A 20,050-nucleotide genomic window follows, 5' to 3' on the forward strand; every position below is an offset into this window, starting at 1 on the left:
ATTGTGTCTTATCAAAAATGGGCTTTTGGCCTAGTTTCTGGCGTTTTCGCCACCTCGGCATTTGCTGCTGAGTCTGCCTTAAATGGCGCCAACACCGCGTGGATACTGACTGCCACCGCATTAGTTTTGTTTATGACCTTGCCCGGTTTGGCCTTGTTTTATGGTGGCTTAGTACGCACCAAAAACGTGCTTTCAGTACTGATGGCCTGCTTTGCCATCGCCAGCGGCGTTAGCATTTTATGGGTTCTTGGCCTGTACTCACTGACGTTTGGTGACGGCGGCAGCTTGCAACCGGTCATTGGTGATCTATCGAAGGCCTTTTTTCAAGGCATTGGCACGGATTCCATGCAAGGCGATATCCCTGAGATTCTCTTTGCGGCTTTCCAAATGACTTTCGCCATCATCACGCCAGCGCTCATTATTGGTGCATTCGCTGAGCGCATGAAATTCTCAGCGATGCTGATTTTCTCACTACTCTGGACCGCGGCGGTGTATGTGCCGGTAGCGCATTGGGTCTGGGGCGGCGGTTTCTTGAGCGAGCTCGGCGTCATCGACTTTGCCGGCGGCATCACGGTGCACATCACGGCTGGCGTTGCGGCGCTGGTGGCGGCGTTGGTGATTGGCCCGCGTCGTGGCTTTCCCAAACATGCCATGCCGCCGCACAATCTCACCATGTCGGTGATGGGCGCGGGCATGCTGTGGGTCGGTTGGTTTGGCTTTAACGCCGGCTCAGCACTGGCTGCCAATGGCTCGGCGGGCATGGCCCTCTTGGTCACGCACATCTCTGCTTCTGCAGGCGCCTTAGTGTGGATGGCCTGCGAATGGAAGCGCTTTGGCAAGCCCTCGGTGCTGGGCGTCGTCACCGGCATGGTGGCCGGCCTCGGTACCATCACACCAGCCTCCGGCAATGTTGGCCCCATGGGTGCGCTAGTGATCGGCGTATTGGCGGGCTTCGTGTGCTTCAACATGACGCAGATCGTTAAGCGTAAATGGCAAATTGACGATTCGCTCGATGTCTTCCCGGTGCATGGTGTGGGCGGCATCCTCGGTACATTGCTCGTGGGTATCTTGGCGAGCCCGGATTTGGGCATTTTTTCTGGTCAAGGCTTCTCTGGCGCCAATGACAGCATTGCCAGCCAGTTTGGCGCGCAGACGGTTGGGGTGCTCGTCGGTATTAGCTATACCGCCGTGGTGACCTGGGGCCTGCTCAAACTCACTGGCCTAATGACCGGTGGCTTGCGCGTCTCGCATGAGCAAGAAACCACAGGCTTGGATTTGGCCCAGCACGATGAGCGCGGCTACGATTTGTAACGAGGTCTTGCACCATCGCGGCGCATCGCTTTGAAAAATGCCCCGTAAAGGGGCGTTTTTTTGACCGTGCGACGGCACTAACGCTTGCGGTTGCGCGTATCAGGGCCATCGTGTAGTTTCAGCGATCGGTTTTGTGTTACCGAGATAAACCCCTTATTTAATGAGCGCAAAGCGACGCTTAGGAGATTGTTACAATGGCTGCTTTCCTGTCACAAGAATGGTTCGACAAAGTTGATGAATTAACCGCTGCTGCTGGCGACCTGAATATTCCACCCGCAGTTGCTGGCATGGTCATGAACGTGACTGTTACTGGCGCCCCCGATGGTTCCGTGGACTTGGCACTCAATGGCGGCAACTTTGAGCGTGGCCACAATGCCAGCGCCGGTACCAAACTGATTCTGCCAGCCGATATGCTGCGCAAAATCTTCTTAGAAGGCGATGCCGCTGCTGGCATGCAAGGTTTCATGACTGGCCAAATCAAAGTGGAAGGCGACATGAGCAAGCTCATGACCTTGCAATCGGCTCGTCCTAGCGAACAGCAAAAAGCCTTGTTCAAGCAAATTTTGGAACTGACTGCCTAAGCATCGGTTTTCAATAGCTGTAAATAAAGCCCGGTCATGCCGGGCTTTTTTATGCCTACTATTTAGTGCGCGGCGTACAGTTCAAACAGCCAGTAGGCAATGATGGCCATTTGGCCAAGCCATAAATTAGCGCGCAAAAACACCATGGCGGCGCTGGTGTTGATGACGTGCACAGCGCTTTGTGCCACACGCAGGCCTAAAAAGATCATGGCTAGCGGTTCTAAAATCGCCAGCTGGCCCATGGCAGAGGCGACAAACACAATAGCCGCAAACACCGGTAGGTTTTCAACGCAGTTCATTTGGGCGTGTTGCACGCGCGTGATGAACGGTGGGTCCACGTGCGTGGCTGCGCCGCGTGTCCAGGCATTGGCGGCGACTTTAAAGCTTAAGACCAAGGCAACGCGATAGCCGACAAAAATAAAAGCTAGCGCCACGGTGAGTGCGGTGAAACACAGTAGGGCGCAAATAGCCGGTGACAGGGGAGCGATTAGGGGTGTCATGGTGACCTCATAAGATAATGCTGACTGAATACGCAGCGGCGGGGTCACTATAGCGCATTGCTTGTCCGACAAAAGTTGTTTTTGTCGTGCGACAAGCGGCGACTAGCGGTCGCTTACGCATCGACATCGTAGAGTTTGCGCCAAATGCCGTGACCGAGCTGGTCAAACTCGCGCACGGTTTGCACAAAAGCCTGGCGCACCTTGGCTTCCACCAAAGGCTCTGGCAATAACGGGTCAAAAATGACTTGGCGAATGGCTTTGCCGCCGAGCAGGAAGCACTCACGTGCCGCCACTTCTGGGTCAAGATCAGCGGCACGTGCCATCCAGTCGCGCAGGTGTGTTTGCGACGCTGCGTATTGCTCAATGAGCTGTTGAGTGTCCCAGAGCTTGAGCATCTCCGCTTCGCGCGCGGGCGCCCAATCGCTCGCGCTAAATACACTGGCATCACTTTCTAAGCCGAGACTGTGCAAGCGTCGGCGCACGGCATCGACATCTTTCTCAATGTTATTGGGGCGTACATGCAGGCCTTTATCGAGTGCGCGAAAGCCGAGCATTTGCAGCGCGCGTTCGCGGCGATTGAGCGCGGTGCGGTCGCTACGCCCGAGGCCGGCAGAAAACACCACCAGCCAATCATTTTGCCAGGGTCGCAGGCGTTGTTCGGCCTGACGCCACGTGGCAATGTCGCCGGCTAAGTCGCGCGCGGCATCGGCTAAGCGGTAACTGCCTCGGCCTGCGCCCTCAATGAGGCCCTCGGCTGAGAGTCGCACCAACGCCACGCGCACCGAGTTTTCTGAAATATCAAAAATCCGGCAGGCTAAAATGGCCTCTTTTGCGCTGAGCACATGGGCATCGCTGGCGAGCATGACGTCGAGAATTAAATGGCGGGCATTGAGTTTCATAAAGAGGCTGGCAGGTACCGAATGTGCGGTGAGTTTAGCATTGGCCACTTGCGCTCTGCTTGTGACAAACGACCACGAGCATGGGTATGCTGTGTTTTTCTTGAAATGAGTGTGCATTATGTCGTGGATAAACTTAAACCGTGATGGCGATGTCTGGTTAATGACGCTGTGTCATGGCGATAACCGCTTCAACAACGAGTCATTGGCGGCCTGGCATGACGCCCTCGACACCATCGAGGCCAGTGAGGGCAATGCCGCCTTGGTGATCACCGCCGATGATGCGAAGTTTTTTAGCAATGGCATCGATATTGAACCGATACTTGCCGAGCACGGCTATGACTATTTTGTCAGTGATTTTGCGCCGCGCTTAGAGCAGTTGTTTTTGCGGGTCGCGCGCTTTCCCATGCCGGTCGCGTTTGCGCTCAATGGTCACACCTACGCCGGTGGCGCGATCATGGCCAGTGCCGGCGATATTCGCTTTATGCGCGCGGATCGTGGTCGTTTTTGCTTTCCTGAAGTCAATATCAAAATCCCCTTTACGCCCTTGATGACCGAAGTCGTGCGCTTGCTGCCAAGCACTGCGGGTGCGTGGGAAATGATGAGCACCGGTGCGGCATGGGGTGGTGTGGAAGCGGTCGCGAAAGGCGTTATCGAGCATGCATTAAGCGAGACGGAGTTGCTGCCAACGGCGATGGCCTGGGCTGCCGAGATGGCAAAAAAAGATCGCGCGACTTATACGCTGATTAAGCGGCGTTTCCGCAAATCATTAGATGAGTTTTTGCCGACTTCATGAAGGTGCTGAGTTTGGGTTTGCGAGACTTTGCCGCATCATGATTCATCAGCATTAGTCATAAAAAAGGCTCCCGAAGGAGCCTTTTTTTAATGCCTAGGCCTTAGATAGGTAAGGGCAGTGCATCGAGTGGCAATGCATTGAGCGGTGCAGGTAATGCGCTGAGTGGGCTGCCGCCGCCAGCGCCACCAAAGGCACCTGTTAAAGCGTCAAGTGGGCTGCCACCTGTATCACTGCAGGGAGCAGTAGGGGCCAGTAAGCTAATGACATTGCTTACGAGCGCGTCGCCCAAGACAGGAATGGCGCACAGTAAACCAGTGACTTGATCAGTAGGCAGAGCATCTAGACCCGGAATCGTCGTGCCGGGACCTTCGGTGCCCATGGTGCACTCACCGAGCATGGCGCCTTCAAACAAGGCTTGGCCAAGCACGGGAATCATGCACAACGCGCTGAGTTGATCGGCGCCAGGAATAGCTGGACCGGCATCGTCACCACCGGCCATTTCGCATGAGCCGCCGGCACCGCTAACCAGTGCAGAGCCCAATACGGGGATGGCACACAGTTGATCTAAGGGCAGTGGGCTTTCGCCACCCGCACCTTCGTCACAGCTTTGACCTGCACCAGACACAATGGCTGGGCCAATCGTGGGCACAGCGCAAATAGCGGTGAGCTGCTCAGCACCTGGGATGCCACCTGCACCGGTACCGCCAGTACCTTCGCCGCATGCGCCACCGGAGCCTTCAACAATAGCTGGGCCCAATACTGGAATGGCACAGAGTGGCGCTAATGGACTAGCCGCCATATCGCCGCCACCATTGCCACCATTCCCGCCGTTGCCGTTGTTGCCGTTGTTGCCGTTGTTGTTACCGCTCATATCGGCGGAGCCGTTTTCATTAGCGCTAATGGTGCCGAACTCTTCATCGCTGCTGCAGGCGCCGAGGGCGAGAGCGGAGACGCAAAGCATCATGAGGGGAAGTTTTTTAATATTCATGTATGACCCTATCTAGTTATTATTGTTTCGCCGAAGGAACTTAGCACTGTCTGAGCGATTTGTCAGCCGACAAAAGTCAAGTTCATCTGAGTAAAGTTAAAGTAGTTTTTGCGTAAACAATGTACGAAATTTGTAACCATTGTGGCTGTCAAAAAACTACCGCCTAGTCACCGACGTTGGCTGTCTCGGTGTTCAGGGCTTATGGCCAAATAAACCCTCATTAAAGCTAGGTGATGCCCAACCAGCACCCGAGAACATTGGCGCTGCGTTGAGCTTGCTGCCGCCAGTAATCACCTGCTCAGCGCTGCCATAACCCAGCCATGTTTTGCTGGCCTCGAAATCTACGGGCGGTTGACTGTAATCACATACCCCCTCGGGGAAAATGTCTTGCAGGGCGGCCCATTGCGCTTCGCTAAACGGAATCACGCCGTAGTTATCGAGCGGGTTGAGCGGTTTCAACGCGCATTTATTGGTGAGCGTGATGAGCGGCTCGCCGGCCACTGTGCGTGGTGTGCCAAAGCGCGTTTGCACCAAAAACTGCACCAGAGGTGTGCCGCAGAGTTGGTCTTGCACGGGGTTTAAGAGCAGCTGATTCAGTGCGCCAGTGAGCGGGTTGAGTAGGCCAGTGAGCGGACTTAATGGCGCATTGAAAATTGTCCCAACCACCGGGATCGAGACGCCGTCTGGCCCGGAGAGGCCAGAGGCGGGGGTGCAGCGGTCTTGCAGGTCATCGGGTTTGTCACTGACGATTTTCTGCGCCAATGGCAGTTCGCGGGTATCGGCTTCGACCTGACTTAGCCAACGATCCATCGCCAGTAAGCCTTGCGTGGTGTAAGTGGTATCGCCAATGAGTGGCACGGGGCCAAACCAAATGACTTGGTTGTCGGCATGGCCTTGGCTGCGAATCAGACGATCGCGCATGGTCCACGAGTGAAAGGCATCGTGGGCAATGCCGGGGTCTGGGCCACGCAAGTCGAGAATCGCAACTTCGGCCAAATGGCTGGCGTCATTGACCCCGCCGCTGCGATAGACATTGCGCAGTGCGGGTGTATCGGCGCGCAGGCGCTCGCTGCTGGGGTTGATATCGACATCAAAGCCGCCAATTTTGCGGTTTAAGTCGATAAACATATCCGGTGTGATGAGCGCTTGCTGCAAGGAGGCTAGGCCGTATTGCACACCGACGTTATCGAGCGGGATGCCGGCGAAGCCGCGGCCGAGCAGTTGTTCGTTGGCGCTCCACACCTCGGGTTGGCGCGCACCAAAGATATTGATCATGGGGTCGAAGAGGCCACAGCGCACGCCATCAGGGTTATTGGTGGTGTCGTAGCGTTGCTCATCGGTGATGCCGGGGCAGTCATGATCGGGGCGAGCGGCACCAAAAAATGCTTCATCAGCAACAATGGCATTCACAGGTAAGGCATGGCCTTCCACGGCGGCAAATTGCAGCGGGTTCCAGACCACGCCCGGCGCCCATTTTTGCGGTTGCTCTAAATAGCCGCGTAATAAATGGTAGTCGCCAATTTGAATCGCCGTGGTCCAACTATCGGGATAGGAGCATTGCACAATAATACCCTGATAAATGCCAGGGTAGGCGTTGGCGACTTGCTGCTGAGCAATCGCGCCGCCAGAGCAGCCGGTGCCAATGGTGTAACGCAACTCACCAAACTGCTCAATGATCAGCTCTTTGGCCATCATCATGGATTCGGCTTGAGTGACTAAGTTGACATTATGACCGTTGTTGTTGAGCGCCGTGGACATCACCATATAGCCGCGGCCAAGCGCGAAGGTGGGGCTGTCGCCGGCCAGGGTTTGCAGCCCCGGCACATCACTGGGGATGGTGCCGGCATAGTCTTGCGTGGGCGCGCGACCGGGCGTGTAAGACACACCAGCGCTACCGCCGTGCGTGATGAGCAGCTTGCGATTCCATTGCGCTTGTGGCGCCCAGGGTTGCCAGTCTTCACCGGGTTGAAAGAGTGTGGCGATGCGGTATTGATCGCGATCTTGATAACCCACTTCGACACGCACAATAAACGGCACTTGCACGCCGGCATCGGTGGTAGTCATGGCGACATCGGTGGCTGGATTGTCGAGGTCATAAGCTTGCAGATCGGGCGTGAGCGGATTGCTGGAGCGATACAGCCAGCTGATCTCAACAGGCTGATTGCATTGCGCATCGACAGCGGCTTCTTGGCAGCGGTAAGGCTGAATCTGTGGCCCAGAAAAAATCGGGCCGCCATTTGGGTGGTTGCGAATGCTCGTAGTGGCGCGCTGGCCATTGCTAAAGGTGGCCACCAGTGTATTTAGGCCCACGTTTAGCCCGCTCACCACGCCCATGCTGCGATTATTTGCGCGTGCTTGTACGGGATTGGGGTTCAGCGTTTGGCCATTCAGGCTGAGGCTAGTGAGCGTGCTGCCGGCTGGAGCGATGGTTTCGATTAGCGCATCGCCAGCACTGATTAGGTCGGCGCGATTAGACAGCACACGCACGTTGGCACTGGTGGCCATGGTGCTCGGTGGCGGCGTGTTGGTGTCAGGCGCACTAACACCAGGCGGCGTGGCATCGGCGCTCGGGCGACTGCCGGAGCTACTAGAGCCGCCGCAAGCTGAGAGGGCTAGCGCCGTTGCTGTTGCAACCAGTGCTGCATGAAAATGGGGAATGGCCATGAATGTGCTCTTCTAATTATTGGTTGTGTAACTTAGTCGAGTATTGTCCGCCGATGAGACGAATGCAAGGTGACGGCTGACGATAGATTTAATTGGGTTGTACGATTAATAAATCTTGAGTTTTAATTTAAAAGTATTTATAAAGCACTTGCAGTAATTAATAACCACAGGAATTAATAATGATCGACATCTCCCATTTATCAGTAAATCAACTGGATGATTTAATTGCTCAAGTGCAACAGGAAATTACGCGCAAAAAGGCGTTAGCGCGTAAATCATTAATGGCAGATATGGAAAAGTTGGCTCGCGAAGCCGGCGTGTCATTAAGTGAGTTATTTCCAGAGGCGGGTAGTAAAGCCTCTAAACCAAAGTCGACGGTGGCTCCAAAATACCGTAACCCCAATGATGCCTCGCAAACCTGGACTGGCCGTGGTCGCCAACCGCTGTGGATTGCTGCATTGCTCGCCGAAGGCAAATCGCTAGATGATTTGCTGATTTAATCGGCAAATCCCCGCATCGGCGTCTTGCATCTAGGTCATTTTGTACTAGAATGCGCGCACGCCGTACGCGGCGGGCGATTAGCTCAGGGGGAGAGCACTACCTTCACACGGTAGGGGTCACTGGTTCGATCCCAGTATCGCCCACCAACCACCAAAACCTGCAAAGCCTTGTGCGATGCGGGTTTTGTGGTTTTTGGGGCCTGCGAAAAGTCACGGCTTACCGTTTTATGCTTGGGCAGACTTCCGCGACGAGACCATCTCATACCAGCGTTGCACGTGTGGATGCTGGTCGCCGATGCGGATTTTCATCACGCGCGCGAAGTCGATGGCGACTAATAGGGTGATGTCGGCAATGCTAAAACTGGCGCCAGCAACATATTCGTTCGTGGCGAGTTGATCATTTATCACGTTTAAAAAATCGAGTGCCATTTTGCCCGATACCGCGCCAAACTCGGCGACGGGTGTCATGCGGTCTTTAAAATAGCCGGTGGAATGTTGAAAGCACATGCCTACGGGCATAAAAAAACCAAACTCAACGCGCCGGCGCCACATTTCAATAATCGCCTTTTCAACGGGGCTATTGCCCATCAGTGCGGGAGCCGATTGTATTTCTTCAATATAACGACAAATAGCCGCGGTTTCGCCGATAACGGTACCGTCATCGAGCTCTAAAAAGGGCACTTTGGTGGTGACATTTTTCGCGCGCATGGCCGCGCTGAGGTTTTCACCAGCGGCAATATCGAGCTCAATGTATTCCGCGGACATGCCTTTTTCAGCGAGAAACATGCGCACCAAACGTGGGTTGGGGGCAGTGCGGGTTTCGTAGATTTTCATGCGGCCTCGTTGTTTTTCTGGTGAGTGACAGTGAGCTGATCAATAACACATTGCGACGGTTTTGGCTGCTTCAATATGTTGATGCCATTTTTGTACAATAAGACATGACTAAACTCATCTACCTCAATGGCTATGCGCCGGCGCTGCGCGAACAGGTCCAGCGGTTAATCGACACCGATCAGCTCGGCGCCTGGTTGGCGCGGCGCTATCCGCCGGCGCCCGCGCATGCCATCCAAAGCAATAGCGCGCTCTACGACTACACGCAGCGCATCAAGCAAGCGTATCTGCGCAGCAGCGTGCCGGTCACTAAGGTTAGTTTCGATGCGCGTTTGCATGTCATCGACAATGCCTTGGGGCAGCACCAGTTTATTAGCCGTGTGCAGGGTGCGAAGCTGAAAAGCAAAAATGAGATTAAGATTTCGGCGTTGTTGAAAACGCTACCGGAGCCGCTCTTGCAGATGGTGGTGGTGCATGAGCTGGCGCATCTGCGCGAAAAAGATCATAACAAGGCGTTTTATCAGCTCTGCGAGCATATGTTGGCGGACTACCATCAGCGCGAATTGGATTTGCGCTTGTTCTTAACCCATCAGTCGTTGTTGACCGGCTAAGGCGGCGCGCAGCCGGATATTTTCGGCCTCCAGTGCCGCTACCCGGTCGCTATCGCTGTGCGCGCGCAAGCTCGGCAGTAGTGTCGAGGCTGGCGCCTGCGCGATTAAGCGGCCATCGGCTAGATGCACGATGTGCTGCGCGAGGCATTCGATGTCACGCAGATCATGACTGACCATGATAATGGGCAATTGCTGACTGAGATGCCGAATATAGGGCAGTAACGCGGTGCGTTGCGCCTGATCGATGCCACTGAATGGCTCGTCGAGTAAGAGTAGCTGCGGTTGACTCAGCAGGGCGCGTGCTAACACCACGCGCTGGCGTTCGCCACCCGAGAGTTGCTGTGGCGCGCGGGCAAGCAGCGGTGCTAAGGCAAAGAGCGCAATGATCTCCTCGCGCTGATGGCCCGCTCGGCGCGCGCGCCGTTGCGCATAGTCGAGGTTGCCGCTCACGGTTAAGTGCGGGAATAGGCTGGCCTGCTGGCAGACATAGGCCAGCCCACGACGATGTGTGGGCAGGTGCTGCCAGTGCTGTTGGCGAAAATGCATGTGGCCATGGGGTGAGGCGTGCAAGCCGGCGATGCAGCGCAAGAGCGTGGTTTTGCCGGCTCCGCTGGCGCCATAAATCGCGGTGACACCAGCGAGCGGCAGCGAGCAGGCGATCGCTAAATGAAATGCGCCGTGCTGCACATCGACATCAAGGCTTAACTGGTTGCGATCGGTCATGGGCCGATTCTCGATAGAGCCGCTGGCGACCTGCTGTAGAGCATCAACAGCGTGACAAACGAGAAGATCAGCAGCACGGCGGCTAACGTATGCGCTTGCTCATAGTGCATGGCTTCGACATGGTCATAGAGTGCTACCGAAGCCACGCGGGTTTCGCCGGGGATATTGCCACCGATCATTAAGACCACGCCAAACTCACCGACGGTATGGGCAAAGCCTAAGAGCCCGGCGCTGATGAAACCAGGTTTGGCGAGTGGCAGCACCACGCTGATGAAGCGATCGTATGGCCCGGCGCCCAGACTAGCGGCAGCCTCGAGATGCTGACGAGGAATAGCCTGCATAGCGGCCTGCAGGGGCTGCACGACAAAGGGCAGTGAGTAGCACACCGACGCCAGTACTAAGCCACTAAAATGAAATGGCAAATAGCCGATGCCAAGCGCGCTGGTTAGCTCGCCAATGACGCCATGCGGACCAAGACTGATGAGTAGATAAAAGCCCAATACCGTGGGCGGCAAAACCAGTGGCAGTGCCACCACGGCGCTGATCGCCGCGCGCCAGCGCGAGTGCGTTGTGGCCAGCCACCAGGCCAGTGGTGTAGCGAGCACTAGCAAGATCAGTGTGGTGGTACTGGCGAGTTTGATGGTCAGCCACAGCGTGGCGAGGTCATCGGCAGAGAGGCTCATGGCGTGAGTTCCGGGGCATCATAGCCGGCGCGCCGAATGTGCTCGCGGACAGCATCGGTGCGCATAAATTGCCAAAACTCACGACTGGCTGAGCGCTCATTGAGCAGTAATGCTTCTTGTGCGATGGGGTGATGCCAGTCCGAGGGGATCAGCCAGGCTTGGCCACTGGGCTTAGCGGCTTGCCATTGCGCCCGAGCAATAAAGCCTAACTCGGCATTGCCACTACTGATGAATAAATAGCTTTGCGCGATGTTCTCCGCAAGCACCCAGCGCGCCTTGGTGGCAGTCTGTAGACCCAGCGATGCCAGCGTCTCGACGGCGGCAAGGCCATAGGGCGCCAGTCGTGGGTTAGCCAAGGCGATGTGGCGAAAATCTTGCTGCAGGGTATGGCGCAGCGAGCTCTGGCAGGTATCACGCGTCGTGCACAGTTGAGCTGCTTGAACCGGCATGATGACCTTTGTCGGCCGCGCAGACCAGAGCACTAAGCGGCCAATGGCATATGAGTAATGAGCCTTAGCGAGGCCGTCAGCTTGCAGGGCTTGCGGCTTGCTGGCATCGGCTGAGAAAAATACATCGTAGGGAGCGCCATGGCGTATTTGTGCGGCGAGTAGGCCCGATGAGCCACTGACTAGCCGTACGCGATGCGCGCTGTGTTGCTGAAAGTGCCGGGTGAGTTCCTGCAAGGTGGGGGCAAAGTTGGCAGCCACGGCCACGGTGATGGTATCAGCGCGGGCGAAATTGCTGTCTAGGCTGAGGCACAACAGCAGACTCGCTACAGCGCTTAGTACTGGCCGTTGCAAAAGCAGCCTACGCCGCTTTTGGTGCGCGGGATGGCCGTATGGCATATCAGCCACCACTGACATTCATAAAGCGCACGAGCTGCTCGCCATCGTGAGCAAATTCATGGCGTGCCGGTTTCTGCGCCAATGCGGTGTGCAGCGCCTCACGCAAAACCTGATCATCGTCTGGATGGGCACGCATCAGATCACGCAGCGACAGCGAATGTTCGTGACCCAAGCAGAGCAGCAAACGACCCTCGGCGGTGAGGCGCAAGCGATTGCAGCTGGCGCAGAAGTTATTTGAGTGCGGCGAGATAAAACCGATGCGCGAGGCGGGGTAGCCTTGGGCTTGCAGATAGCGTGCGGGGCCGGCCTGTGCGTCGCGATTCAGCATGGGCAGTAATGTGTAGCGCTGATTCAAGCGCGCGATGATGTCGGCGCTGCTTAAATAGGTGTCAGCACGTGTGCGGCCAACATCACCCAAGGGCATTTCTTCGATGAAGCAGATGTCGATGCCGCGCGCCAGTGCAAAAGCCAGCAGATCTTCGATTTCGTCGTCGTTGCAGCCGCTCATCATCACGCAATTGAGACGGATGCGCTGAAAGCCCTGCGCCACGGCAGCATCGATGCCATCGATGACTTCGGCGAGCACGCCATGGCGCGTGATGTGGTGAAAGCGCTCAGGCTTGAGGCTGTCGAGACTGATGTTTAAGCGACTGACGCCAGCGGCTTTGAGGGCGCAAGCATGAGCGGCGAGCTGGCGGCCATTGGTGCTGAGCACCAGCTCATTGAGGCCGGGGAGTGCCGCGAGATCTTCACAAATACTGATGATGTCGGGGCGCACCAGTGGCTCACCGCCGGTGAGACGAATTTTACCAATACCCTCGGCTACCATGACGCCGGCGACACGCCTAATTTCAGCGCGGGTCAGCGTCTGTTCGCGCGGCAAGAAGCGCATGTCATCGGCCATGCAATAGCGGCAGCGCAGGTCGCAGCGATCGGTCAGTGATAATCGCAAATAGTTCATGCGGCGGCCTAGGCCATCGATGAGAAAACTCATGAGAGCAGGCCAGCGTAGGGTAAAAACGCCACGGCATCGCCCAGCGCCACGGTACATCCGGCGTCGATCATGGCTAAACCGTCGCTTGCGCAGGCTGGGCTGAGCATGGCCGAGCCTTGTTGAGCGTGCAGGGTGACATGACCGCTGTCGTTGAGGCTGGCGCGCAGGTATTGCCGACGTGGTTTGGCTGTCGGCCAGCTAAAGGCGGCCGGCAACGCATAGCGACTGGCCTGCACGCGCGCTTGGCCTTGTAGGCGCAACAGATAGGGCTTAGCGATGATCATCGCGGTGATGAAGGCGGAGGTGGGGTTGCCCGGCAGGCCTAGCCAGGGACACGAGCCGACACGACCAACGGCCAGTGGTTTGCCGGGCTGAATGGCCACGCGCCACAGAGAAAGTTCGCCCAGTGTGCTGACCACGGCCTTGAGATGGTCTTCTTCACCCACGGAGACGCCGCCGGAGCTGATCAGCACATCGCATTGCGCCGATAAGCTCAGCAGTGCATCCGTCAATGCGGCCGGTTGATCGGCAACGATGCCCTGTGCGATAACCTCAAAGCCCCAGCCGCGTAGCAAGGTGGCGAGGCCGGGACCATTGGCATCATGAATGTGGCCGGCCGCCAAGGGCGCACCGGGCGTGCAGAGCTCATTGCCAGTGGAGAGTAGGCCGATGCGCAAGGGCGCAAACACGCGCACGCGGGCGTAGCCAAGACTGGCGATCAGCGCGATTTCGGGGGCGCGCAAACGCGTGCCTGGTGTTAAAACACATTGGCCTCGACTGAGCTCTTCAGCCTGCGCGCGGACATTGGCGCCACGTGCGGTGCGCGGCAGATAGACCGATTCGCCCTCGCGCATGACCTGCTCTTGGGCAATCACGGTGTCGGCGCCGGCAGGCAGCGGCGCGCCGGTGAAGATGCGCCGCGCATGACCAGCGCGCAGCGGCGGGCAGAGGCTGTCGCCAGCAGCTTGGCGACCATCGAGGGGGAGGTGAATCCTGGCAGCAGACGTTTCCGTGCCACTGACGCTGCTCTGTTGGGCAGCACTGAGCAGATCAGCGGCGGCCACAGCATAGCCGTCCATGGCGCTATTGGCCCATGCGGGGACATCGTGTGGAGCGCTAATGGCTTCGGCTAAGACGCGGCCGGCGCACGCGGTTAAGGGCAGCTGCCGTGTCGCGAGATTGGTGTGATGGGTATCGGCCTGTATCAGCAGCTCGGCAATCACGGCATCGACACCACGTAACGCGGAGCTGCCGGTGTCGCAGCCTAAAGTAGCTGTAGTTTTCCGAGCATCGCTAGGTGTCCCGGCGACACTCATGATCGTGGCTCGCAGGGCGCTTGGCGACTGTCGCGCAGATGTGGCACAAAGTTGCAGGGCCGCGTGCGGCTATCGAGCTGCTCGCTGAGCAGCGCTTGCCAGGCGGTGCGGCAGGCATTGGTGGAGCCAGGCAGGCAGCAAATCAGCGTGCCATTGCTGATACCGGCGAGTGCACGCGACTGCATGGTGCTATTGCCGATGTCGGCGAATGAGACTTGCCGAAAGCGCTCACCAAAGCCATCGACCACGCGTTCGAGTAAAGGCATTACCGCTTGCGGCGTGATGTCGCGTGGGGTAAAGCCAGTGCCGCCAGTCATCAGCACAACTTGCACAGATGCGTCATTGATCCAGTGGCATAGTTGCGCGCGAATTTGCCACACGTCATCGTGGACAATGCATCGATCGGCGAGCACATGACCATCGGCACTTAGCAAATCCACGAGAGTTTGCCCTGAGCTGTCGGTGGCGAGTGTGCGGGTATCGCTGATGGTCAGTACCGCGATACGCAGTGATTCGGCGGTCGTGGGCGTGTGCGTAGGCATGAGGATCTCGACTTAGTGAGGAATCAGCCACACGGGCGTGGTGCTGGCCGTATGACATTCGCGTTTCCACAGTGGGATGTGCGTTTTTAACTGGTCCATGAGGTAGCTGGCAGCCTCAAAAGCGGCCTGCCGATGCGCACTGGCGACGGCCACAAAAACGATGACATCGCCCAGCGTGAGCTCGCCCACGCGATGAATAATATCGACCGCAAGCAATGGCCAGCGTGCGTAGGCGTCGATCTCGAGTGCTGCCAATGCGCGCTCGGTCATGCCCGGATAGTGTTCTAAATACAGTGTGCTCACGGCCTCACCGAGATTGTGATCACGCACATAGCCGGTGAAGCTAACCACCGCTCCGGCGGCATGACTTGGTGCTAATGCATCGAGACGTTGGCCGGCGGCAATCGCTTCGTTGGTGATGTAGGTCGCCATGGCTAACCACCGGTCATGGGTGGGAAAAGTGCGACCTCATCACCGTCGCATAAGGCGCTGTCGAGTGAGCACAGTGTCTGGTTGCGTGCACAACAGAGACGCTCATCGGCGAGGACCAGCCAGTGATCGCCGCGCGCCAGCAGCACCTCGCGAAGTTCGGAGATGGTCTCAGCAGCGCTGCATATACGTTCATGATCGACGCCAGTCGCCTCACGGTAGCGAGCAAATAGCCGTAACTCGATATTCATGCGCAACCTTCCTTCAGGGCATCAGGGGCTGCTTGAAAGTGACCACTGGCGCCACCGGATTTTTCGAGCAGGCGGATGTGTTCAATGCACATGCCGCGATCAACGGCCTTGCACATGTCATAGAGCGTAAGCGCGGCGACACTGGCGGCAGTCAGCGCTTCCATTTCCACGCCTGTGCGGCCGTTGAGCTTGCAGCGTGTGCGAATGCACACGGCGTCATCGCCACGAGCGTTTAGCTCGACTTCCACTGCACTTAACGCGAGGGCATGGCAGAGCGGAATGAGCTCGTGTGCGCGCTTGGCAGCACTAATACCGGCAATGCGGGCGACCGCAAAGACATCGCCTTTGGGCAGATCACCGGCCATTAGCCGGGCAAGGGTAGTGGGTAGCATACGCACCACGGCTTCGGCGCGAGCCTCACGCACGGTCTCGGGTTTGTCACTGACATCGACCATTTGCGCGTGGCCTTGCGCCGTTAAGTGAGTGAATTCAAGGGACGATGGCATGCAGCTGCTCCGGGGTATTGAGGTTGACGAAGCGCTCGTCATGACTGGGGTACTGCAAGGGCTGTGCCTGATGCGCCAGCAAGAACCGTAAAGGGCTGCGCTCGCCAGCCTGCCAGGCCGCTTCCAGTGCCGCCAGGAGCGTGCGCGGCCAGAGGCTAATCAAGGGCTGCCACTGCGACCCATGCTTTACTAGTGCAGCCTGATTTTGGTGCGCCGCACTGCACGCTCGTAGCGCATTAAGGATTTCCGCGCTCACTTTCGGTGCATCACAAGACAGCACCAGCAGCCGTTCGTGATGGCATTGCGCAAGCCCCGCGCGGATACCGGCGAGTGGCCCGGCAAAGTCATCATTGCCATCGCTGATTAGCCGCGAAGTGAAGTGTGCGTAGCGGCTGGCGTTGCGATTGCAGGAGATCAGCAGGTCATCGCTCATCGGTGCGGCATGGTTGGCGAGCCAAGCTACCAAGGGCTGGCCATGCCAGTGCAGTAAACCTTTATCGTGGCCGCCCATGCGCTGGCCACGACCACCGCAGAGCAGCAGTACAGAGCAAGGTGGTAGGGCAGGCGTGAGCGTCATCATGGTGGGCTTTATGCAATGGCCATGCCGTTATTAGATCGCCAAGGCCAATCAGCCTTAGGTGCTGGCATAGGCTTTGCAGCAGGCCCGCTAATGCGTCAATGAGTATTTGTCCCCGTGAGTTCATCTATTGCTGCTCTCAGCGTGATGTTGGTTGATGACCAAGCGCCGCGTATGGCCTTGTTAGAGCAGGCGCTCAGCGACCAAGGCTGCCGCGTAGTAGCGAAGCTGCTGAGCGCCAACGGGCTGATTGCTGCCGTGCGGGAGCATGAGCCCGATGTCATCATTATTGATATTGACTCGCCAGACCGCGACACCCTCGACACCATGGCGAGCCTGCATCGTGATGCGCCACGCCCGGTGGTGATGTTTACCGCCGACGGTGATAGCAGCACCATCGAGCGTGCCGTGCAGGCCGGCGTCAGTGCTTATGTGGCTGGCGGCGTCAATGCCAAGCGCGTGCGGCCCATCGTCGATGTTGCCATTGCTCGCTTTCGCGAATACCACGCATTGCGCTCGGAGCTAGAGGCGACACGCCACCAGCTCGCCGACCGCAAGCGTATCGATCAGGCCAAACTCATGCTCATGAAAAGCCGCGGCCTTAGCGAAGAAGAGGCCTATAAGGCTTTGCGTAAGCTAGCCATGGACCGTGGTCAGCGTCTCGGCGAAGTCGCCGCCAATGTGCTGGCGGTATTGCAGCTTTTAGAGGGGAAGTCGGGTGACTAAATCTGCCGTGGTGCGCATCGGCTATATGCCATTGACCGATAGTCTGCCGCTGCTGGCGGCCGAGGCGTGGGGCTTTTTTGCCGATGAGCGGGTGCCGGTTGCGTTGCAGTGCGAAAGCTCTTGGGCGACGCTGCGTGATCGCCTCACGGTGGGCCAGATTGATGCCGCACCTTTGCTGGCGCCCATGGTGTTATCGACGACACTGGGCTTGGCGGGCTTACAGGTGCCGTTGATGACGGCTTATGGCCTAGGTCGCAATGGCAATGCGATTACCGTCTCGACTGCTTTGTTTAGCGAGCTGCGCGACAATGCCATTAATGACAGACCACTGGCCTGCGCGTATGCGCTCGCTGACTGCGTGCAGCGGCGTGGGAGCAAGCGTTTAGTGTTTGGCGTGGTGTTTCCTTTTTCCAGTCATGCCTATTTGCTGCGTTATTGGCTGGCTGCCGCCGGTATTGATATCGATCATGACATCAAGCTGGTGGTGCTGCCGCCTGCGCAAATGGCTGAGCATCTCCGGTTGGGTCATATTGACGGCTTTTGCTCGGGTGAACCGTGGAATAGCTGGGCACTGATGAGTGGTGCCGGCAAAGTCTTACTCAGTGGTCATCAGGTTTGGCAAAACGCTCCGGAAAAAGTTTTGGGCGTGAGTGTGCGATGGGCCGAGCAGCATCCGGAGCAGCACGCGGGGCTCGTGCGTGCCTTGTTTCGAGCGGGTGAGCGCTTGGCGCAAGCGCCACTAGCGGCCTTAAACCTGCTCACCGAGCAGCACATCATGGCGGTGCCACACGAGTGTTTGGCGCTACCTTTTCAAGGGCAAGTACCACTGGGCTTAGCACAGCGCGCGGTATCGACTGAGCATTTTCATCAATTCGGTGGTCATGATGCTAATTTTCCGTGGCAGTCGCAGGCGCGCTGGCTACTCGCGCAAATGCATCTTAGCCAGCAGTTACCTGAGCGTCTACCGGAAGCACTCATTGCTAGCTGCTGGCGTCCCGACTGCTATCGGGAGTTTTTGCATGACCTGAGTGATGCACCATTAGCCGATGCCAAAGTCGAAGGCGCACATGGTCTGAGCGTTGAGGTAGCAAGTATGCGCGGTCTCATGAACGTGCTGCCTGATGGCTTTATTGACGCGGCCTGTTACCCCAGCGTGCTCAACCCATGATGGTGCAACAGGCATTGGGTGCGAGCCGTCGTGGTGCAGAGTTGCCCATGTTTATGCATAAATTGTCCGACAAAAACTAGCTAAGTCATTGAAAATATAATTTTTCAGCACATGGCATGGCGGTTGCAGTAATCCTCTCAAGCAAGGCCAATGGCGGCCTTAAATCGTGAGCAATGGCGCTCACTGCACATCCCAATAGCTTGGGCTGCGGCAGTGGGCGCTTTTTATTTCTGGAGTAGACCTCGATGGCTAAACGCAGACTGAGTGTCATCGCAGCAGGCGCGCTACTCGCGCTACCGCTACTGGCACAGGCGAAAGTGGGTTATGCCGAGAAAGATGAGCTCAAGTTCGGCTTTATCAAACTGACCGATATGGCACCGTTGGCCGTGGCCTATGACCGCGGCTATTTCGAGGATGAAGGCCTGTTTGTCACACTTGAGGCGCAAGCGAATTGGAAGGTGCTTCTTGATCGGGTGATATCTGGCGAACTTGATGGCGCACATATGTTAGCCGGCCAACCCTTGGCCGCGACTTTGGGCTATGGCACCAAGGCCGACATCATCACCGCATTCACCATGGACTTAAATGGTAATGCCTGCACGGTGTCGAATACGCTTTGGGCCAATATGAAAAAACAGGTGCCGATGAGCGCCGGTAAGCCCGTACATCCAATTGCCGCCACGACCTTAAAGCCAGTGGTCGAGCGTGCCCTCAAGCAAGGCAAGCCACTGAAGTTTGGCATGGTGTTTCCAGTTTCCACGCACAATTATGAGCTGCGCTACTGGCTCGCGGCCGGTGGCATTAATCCCGGTTTTTATGCGCCTCAACGAGGCAATACCGCCGGTAATTTACAGGCTGACGTGCAGATCTCCGTGACACCGCCACCGCAGATGCCGGCCACACTCGAAGCCGGTACCATTAATGGCTATTGCGTGGGCGAGCCGTGGAATCAGCAAGCCGTGTTTCGCGGCATTGGCGTGCCGGTAGTAGCGGACTTAGCCATTCGCAATAACGTTGCTGAAAAAGTCTTTGGCGTCAGTCGCGGCTGGGCCGAAAAGTATCCGAACACGCATATACGCTTGGTGAAAGCCTTAATTCGCGCCGGCTATTGGTTAGATGCTAACAACAACGCTAATCGTCCAGCGGCCGCCAAGCTCATCAGCAAGTCGATTTATGTCGGCGCCGATTATCCGATCATTGCCAATAGCATGACCGGTCAGTTTGAGTTCGAAAAAGGCGATCGCCGCGCGCTGCCTGACTTCAATGTGTTTTTTCGCTATCACGCTACGTATCCCTATTACTCCGATGCGGTTTGGTATCTCACGCAAATGCGCCGTTGGGGGCAAATCCCTGAGGCCAAATCCGATGGCTGGTATGTCGAAATGGCCAAGCGTGTATTTCGCCCAGACATCTATCGCCAAGCCGCCGCTGAGCTCATTAGCGAAGGCAAGCTGAAAACCAGCGACTTCCCTAACTTTGTCAGTGAGAGCGGTTTTCGCCCGGTCAACGCCACCACTTTTATCGATGGTATTCGTTTTGATGGTCGCAAGCCCAACGCCTATATCGACAGTTTTCGCATTGGCCTGAAAGGCAAACAAACCCCGTAAGTGGA

At 57.0% G+C, this 20,050-nt stretch carries 23 protein-coding genes and 1 tRNA gene; 9 read left to right on the forward strand and 15 right to left on the reverse strand.

What is annotated here, in order from left to right; all coding sequences use genetic code 11:
* The first annotated feature begins 3 nt into the window (after nt 1-3).
* Together DFR26_RS05585 and DFR26_RS05590 are read left to right on the forward strand one after the other, a co-directional pair.
* Nucleotides 4-1,311, forward strand: coding sequence for an ammonium transporter (locus tag DFR26_RS05585; RefSeq protein WP_116207977.1), 1,308 nt, complete (start codon nt 4-6; stop codon nt 1,309-1,311).
* 194 nt (nt 1,312-1,505) lie between these two features.
* Nucleotides 1,506-1,892: an SCP2 sterol-binding domain-containing protein gene (locus tag DFR26_RS05590; RefSeq protein WP_116207978.1), complete on the forward strand. Its 387-nt coding sequence runs from the start codon at nt 1,506-1,508 to the stop codon at nt 1,890-1,892.
* Nucleotides 1,893-1,954: 62 nt separating this feature from the next.
* Here DFR26_RS05590 and DFR26_RS05595 read toward each other — a convergent pair whose 3' ends face one another.
* Together DFR26_RS05595 and DFR26_RS05600 are read right to left on the reverse strand one after the other, a co-directional pair.
* A complete protein-coding gene (locus tag DFR26_RS05595) occupies nt 1,955-2,392 on the reverse strand; it encodes an MAPEG family protein (RefSeq protein ID WP_147300267.1) in 438 nt (145 codons plus the stop codon).
* Between the two features lie 113 nt (nt 2,393-2,505).
* Nucleotides 2,506-3,339: a PaaX family transcriptional regulator C-terminal domain-containing protein gene (locus tag DFR26_RS05600; RefSeq protein WP_245953015.1), complete on the reverse strand. Its 834-nt coding sequence runs from the start codon at nt 3,337-3,339 to the stop codon at nt 2,506-2,508.
* A gap of 70 nt (nt 3,340-3,409) precedes the next feature.
* Between DFR26_RS05600 and DFR26_RS05605 the strand changes: the two genes are divergently transcribed.
* Nucleotides 3,410-4,084 carry an enoyl-CoA hydratase/isomerase family protein gene (locus DFR26_RS05605; RefSeq protein WP_116207980.1) on the forward strand — a complete coding sequence of 225 codons (675 nt, stop codon included), beginning with the start codon at nt 3,410-3,412 and terminating at the stop codon, nt 4,082-4,084.
* 100 nt (nt 4,085-4,184) lie between these two features.
* On the opposite strand, the gene DFR26_RS05610 is transcribed toward DFR26_RS05605, so the two are convergent.
* Together DFR26_RS05610 and DFR26_RS05615 are read right to left on the reverse strand one after the other, a co-directional pair.
* Nucleotides 4,185-5,072 carry a hypothetical protein gene (locus tag DFR26_RS05610; RefSeq protein WP_116207981.1) on the reverse strand — a complete coding sequence of 296 codons (888 nt, stop codon included), beginning with the start codon at nt 5,070-5,072 and terminating at the stop codon, nt 4,185-4,187.
* 192 nt (nt 5,073-5,264) lie between these two features.
* Complete coding sequence (locus tag DFR26_RS05615; RefSeq protein WP_116207982.1) at nt 5,265-7,736, reverse strand: DUF6351 family protein; 2,472 nt, start codon at nt 7,734-7,736, stop codon at nt 5,265-5,267.
* A gap of 179 nt (nt 7,737-7,915) precedes the next feature.
* Here DFR26_RS05615 and DFR26_RS05620 point away from each other — a divergent pair, with 179 nt between their 5' ends.
* Nucleotides 7,916-8,236, forward strand: coding sequence for an H-NS histone family protein (locus DFR26_RS05620; protein ID WP_220375710.1), 321 nt, complete (start codon nt 7,916-7,918; stop codon nt 8,234-8,236).
* A gap of 72 nt (nt 8,237-8,308) precedes the next feature.
* Nucleotides 8,309-8,383: transfer RNA gene (locus DFR26_RS05625), tRNA-Val, on the forward strand.
* A 78-nt stretch (nt 8,384-8,461) separates the two neighbouring features.
* On the opposite strand, the gene DFR26_RS05630 is transcribed toward DFR26_RS05625, so the two are convergent.
* A complete protein-coding gene (locus DFR26_RS05630; RefSeq protein ID WP_116207984.1) occupies nt 8,462-9,070 on the reverse strand; it encodes a glutathione S-transferase family protein in 609 nt (202 codons plus the stop codon).
* A 104-nt stretch (nt 9,071-9,174) separates the two neighbouring features.
* Here DFR26_RS05630 and DFR26_RS05635 point away from each other — a divergent pair, with 104 nt between their 5' ends.
* Nucleotides 9,175-9,678 carry a M48 family metallopeptidase gene (locus DFR26_RS05635; RefSeq protein ID WP_116207985.1) on the forward strand — a complete coding sequence of 168 codons (504 nt, stop codon included), beginning with the start codon at nt 9,175-9,177 and terminating at the stop codon, nt 9,676-9,678.
* Here the strand turns inward: DFR26_RS05635 and DFR26_RS05640 are convergent.
* The 10 genes from DFR26_RS05640 to mobA form a co-directional block, all read right to left on the reverse strand.
* Nucleotides 9,649-10,401: an ATP-binding cassette domain-containing protein gene (locus DFR26_RS05640; protein ID WP_116207986.1), complete on the reverse strand. Its 753-nt coding sequence runs from the start codon at nt 10,399-10,401 to the stop codon at nt 9,649-9,651. The two genes, DFR26_RS05635 and DFR26_RS05640, sit on opposite strands and share 30 nt — an antisense overlap.
* Nucleotides 10,398-11,084 carry a molybdate ABC transporter permease subunit gene (gene modB, locus DFR26_RS05645; RefSeq protein ID WP_116207987.1) on the reverse strand — a complete coding sequence of 229 codons (687 nt, stop codon included), beginning with the start codon at nt 11,082-11,084 and terminating at the stop codon, nt 10,398-10,400. Before modB ends, DFR26_RS05640 begins: the two co-directional genes overlap by 4 nt.
* Complete coding sequence (gene modA / locus DFR26_RS05650) at nt 11,081-11,845, reverse strand: molybdate ABC transporter substrate-binding protein (RefSeq protein ID WP_181898994.1); 765 nt, start codon at nt 11,843-11,845, stop codon at nt 11,081-11,083. The genes modB and modA overlap by 4 nt, the downstream gene beginning before the upstream one ends.
* A gap of 85 nt (nt 11,846-11,930) precedes the next feature.
* Nucleotides 11,931-12,923 (reverse strand): GTP 3',8-cyclase MoaA, encoded by a 993-nt coding sequence (gene moaA / locus DFR26_RS05655; protein ID WP_116207989.1) that lies wholly within the window; start codon nt 12,921-12,923, stop codon nt 11,931-11,933.
* Nucleotides 12,920-14,239, reverse strand: coding sequence for a molybdopterin molybdotransferase MoeA (locus tag DFR26_RS05660; RefSeq protein ID WP_116207990.1), 1,320 nt, complete (start codon nt 14,237-14,239; stop codon nt 12,920-12,922). The genes moaA and DFR26_RS05660 overlap by 4 nt, the downstream gene beginning before the upstream one ends.
* On the reverse strand, nt 14,236-14,781 hold the full coding sequence (moaB, locus tag DFR26_RS05665) for a molybdenum cofactor biosynthesis protein B (RefSeq protein WP_116207991.1): 546 nt from the start codon (nt 14,779-14,781) through the stop codon (nt 14,236-14,238). Before moaB ends, DFR26_RS05660 begins: the two co-directional genes overlap by 4 nt.
* A 12-nt stretch (nt 14,782-14,793) precedes the next feature.
* A complete protein-coding gene (locus DFR26_RS05670; RefSeq protein ID WP_116207992.1) occupies nt 14,794-15,213 on the reverse strand; it encodes a molybdenum cofactor biosynthesis protein MoaE in 420 nt (139 codons plus the stop codon).
* 2 nt (nt 15,214-15,215) lie between these two features.
* Nucleotides 15,216-15,461: a MoaD/ThiS family protein gene (locus tag DFR26_RS05675; protein ID WP_116207993.1), complete on the reverse strand. Its 246-nt coding sequence runs from the start codon at nt 15,459-15,461 to the stop codon at nt 15,216-15,218.
* Nucleotides 15,458-15,967, reverse strand: a complete 510-nt coding sequence (gene moaC / locus DFR26_RS05680) for a cyclic pyranopterin monophosphate synthase MoaC (RefSeq protein ID WP_116207994.1) — start codon at nt 15,965-15,967, stop codon at nt 15,458-15,460. The genes DFR26_RS05675 and moaC overlap by 4 nt, the downstream gene beginning before the upstream one ends.
* A complete protein-coding gene (mobA, locus tag DFR26_RS05685; RefSeq protein WP_245953016.1) occupies nt 15,951-16,547 on the reverse strand; it encodes a molybdenum cofactor guanylyltransferase MobA in 597 nt (198 codons plus the stop codon). Before mobA ends, moaC begins: the two co-directional genes overlap by 17 nt.
* Nucleotides 16,548-16,661: 114 nt before the next feature.
* On the opposite strand from mobA, the gene DFR26_RS05690 reads away from it, so the two are divergent.
* The 3 genes from DFR26_RS05690 to DFR26_RS05700 all read left to right on the forward strand — a co-directional run bounded on the left by DFR26_RS05690 (nt 16,662) and on the right by DFR26_RS05700 (nt 20,045).
* Complete coding sequence (locus tag DFR26_RS05690) at nt 16,662-17,270, forward strand: ANTAR domain-containing response regulator (RefSeq protein WP_220375711.1); 609 nt, start codon at nt 16,662-16,664, stop codon at nt 17,268-17,270.
* The gene (locus tag DFR26_RS05695) at nt 17,263-18,438 is read left to right on the forward strand and encodes a CmpA/NrtA family ABC transporter substrate-binding protein (RefSeq protein WP_116207996.1); all 1,176 of its coding nucleotides are present in this window, start codon (nt 17,263-17,265) and stop codon (nt 18,436-18,438) included. The genes DFR26_RS05690 and DFR26_RS05695 overlap by 8 nt, the downstream gene beginning before the upstream one ends.
* Nucleotides 18,439-18,683: 245 nt before the next feature.
* Nucleotides 18,684-20,045: a CmpA/NrtA family ABC transporter substrate-binding protein gene (locus DFR26_RS05700; RefSeq protein ID WP_116207997.1), complete on the forward strand. Its 1,362-nt coding sequence runs from the start codon at nt 18,684-18,686 to the stop codon at nt 20,043-20,045.
* The last annotated feature ends 5 nt before the right edge of the window (nt 20,046-20,050 follow it).

This window comes from Paraperlucidibaca baekdonensis, assembly GCF_003387535.1.
GTDB classification, from domain to species: Bacteria; Pseudomonadota; Gammaproteobacteria; order Pseudomonadales; family Moraxellaceae; genus Perlucidibaca; species Perlucidibaca baekdonensis.

Bases quoted from the DNA above. Each gene is read 5' to 3' on its own strand.
- DFR26_RS05605 (WP_116207980.1), top strand. From the start codon at position 3,410: ATGTCGTGGATAAACTTAAACCGTGATGGCGATGTCTGGTTAATGACG.
- DFR26_RS05670 (WP_116207992.1), bottom strand. From the start codon at position 15,213: ATGGCGACCTACATCACCAACGAAGCGATTGCCGCCGGCCAACGTCTC.
- DFR26_RS05620 (WP_220375710.1), top strand. From the start codon at position 7,916: ATGATCGACATCTCCCATTTATCAGTAAATCAACTGGATGATTTAATT.
- moaB (WP_116207991.1), bottom strand. From the start codon at position 14,781: ATGCCTACGCACACGCCCACGACCGCCGAATCACTGCGTATCGCGGTA.
- mobA (WP_245953016.1), bottom strand. From the start codon at position 16,547: ATGATGACGCTCACGCCTGCCCTACCACCTTGCTCTGTACTGCTGCTC.
- DFR26_RS05590 (WP_116207978.1), top strand. From the start codon at position 1,506: ATGGCTGCTTTCCTGTCACAAGAATGGTTCGACAAAGTTGATGAATTA.
- DFR26_RS05700 (WP_116207997.1), top strand. From the start codon at position 18,684: ATGGCTAAACGCAGACTGAGTGTCATCGCAGCAGGCGCGCTACTCGCG.
- DFR26_RS05675 (WP_116207993.1), bottom strand. From the start codon at position 15,461: ATGAATATCGAGTTACGGCTATTTGCTCGCTACCGTGAGGCGACTGGC.
- moaA (WP_116207989.1), bottom strand. From the start codon at position 12,923: ATGAGTTTTCTCATCGATGGCCTAGGCCGCCGCATGAACTATTTGCGA.
- DFR26_RS05615 (WP_116207982.1), bottom strand. From the start codon at position 7,736: ATGGCCATTCCCCATTTTCATGCAGCACTGGTTGCAACAGCAACGGCG.
- modB (WP_116207987.1), bottom strand. From the start codon at position 11,084: ATGAGCCTCTCTGCCGATGACCTCGCCACGCTGTGGCTGACCATCAAA.
- moaC (WP_116207994.1), bottom strand. From the start codon at position 15,967: ATGCCATCGTCCCTTGAATTCACTCACTTAACGGCGCAAGGCCACGCG.
- DFR26_RS05640 (WP_116207986.1), bottom strand. From the start codon at position 10,401: ATGACCGATCGCAACCAGTTAAGCCTTGATGTCGATGTGCAGCACGGC.
- DFR26_RS05660 (WP_116207990.1), bottom strand. From the start codon at position 14,239: ATGAGTGTCGCCGGGACACCTAGCGATGCTCGGAAAACTACAGCTACT.
- DFR26_RS05635 (WP_116207985.1), top strand. From the start codon at position 9,175: ATGACTAAACTCATCTACCTCAATGGCTATGCGCCGGCGCTGCGCGAA.
- DFR26_RS05610 (WP_116207981.1), bottom strand. From the start codon at position 5,072: ATGAATATTAAAAAACTTCCCCTCATGATGCTTTGCGTCTCCGCTCTC.
- DFR26_RS05595 (WP_147300267.1), bottom strand. From the start codon at position 2,392: ATGACACCCCTAATCGCTCCCCTGTCACCGGCTATTTGCGCCCTACTG.
- DFR26_RS05630 (WP_116207984.1), bottom strand. From the start codon at position 9,070: ATGAAAATCTACGAAACCCGCACTGCCCCCAACCCACGTTTGGTGCGC.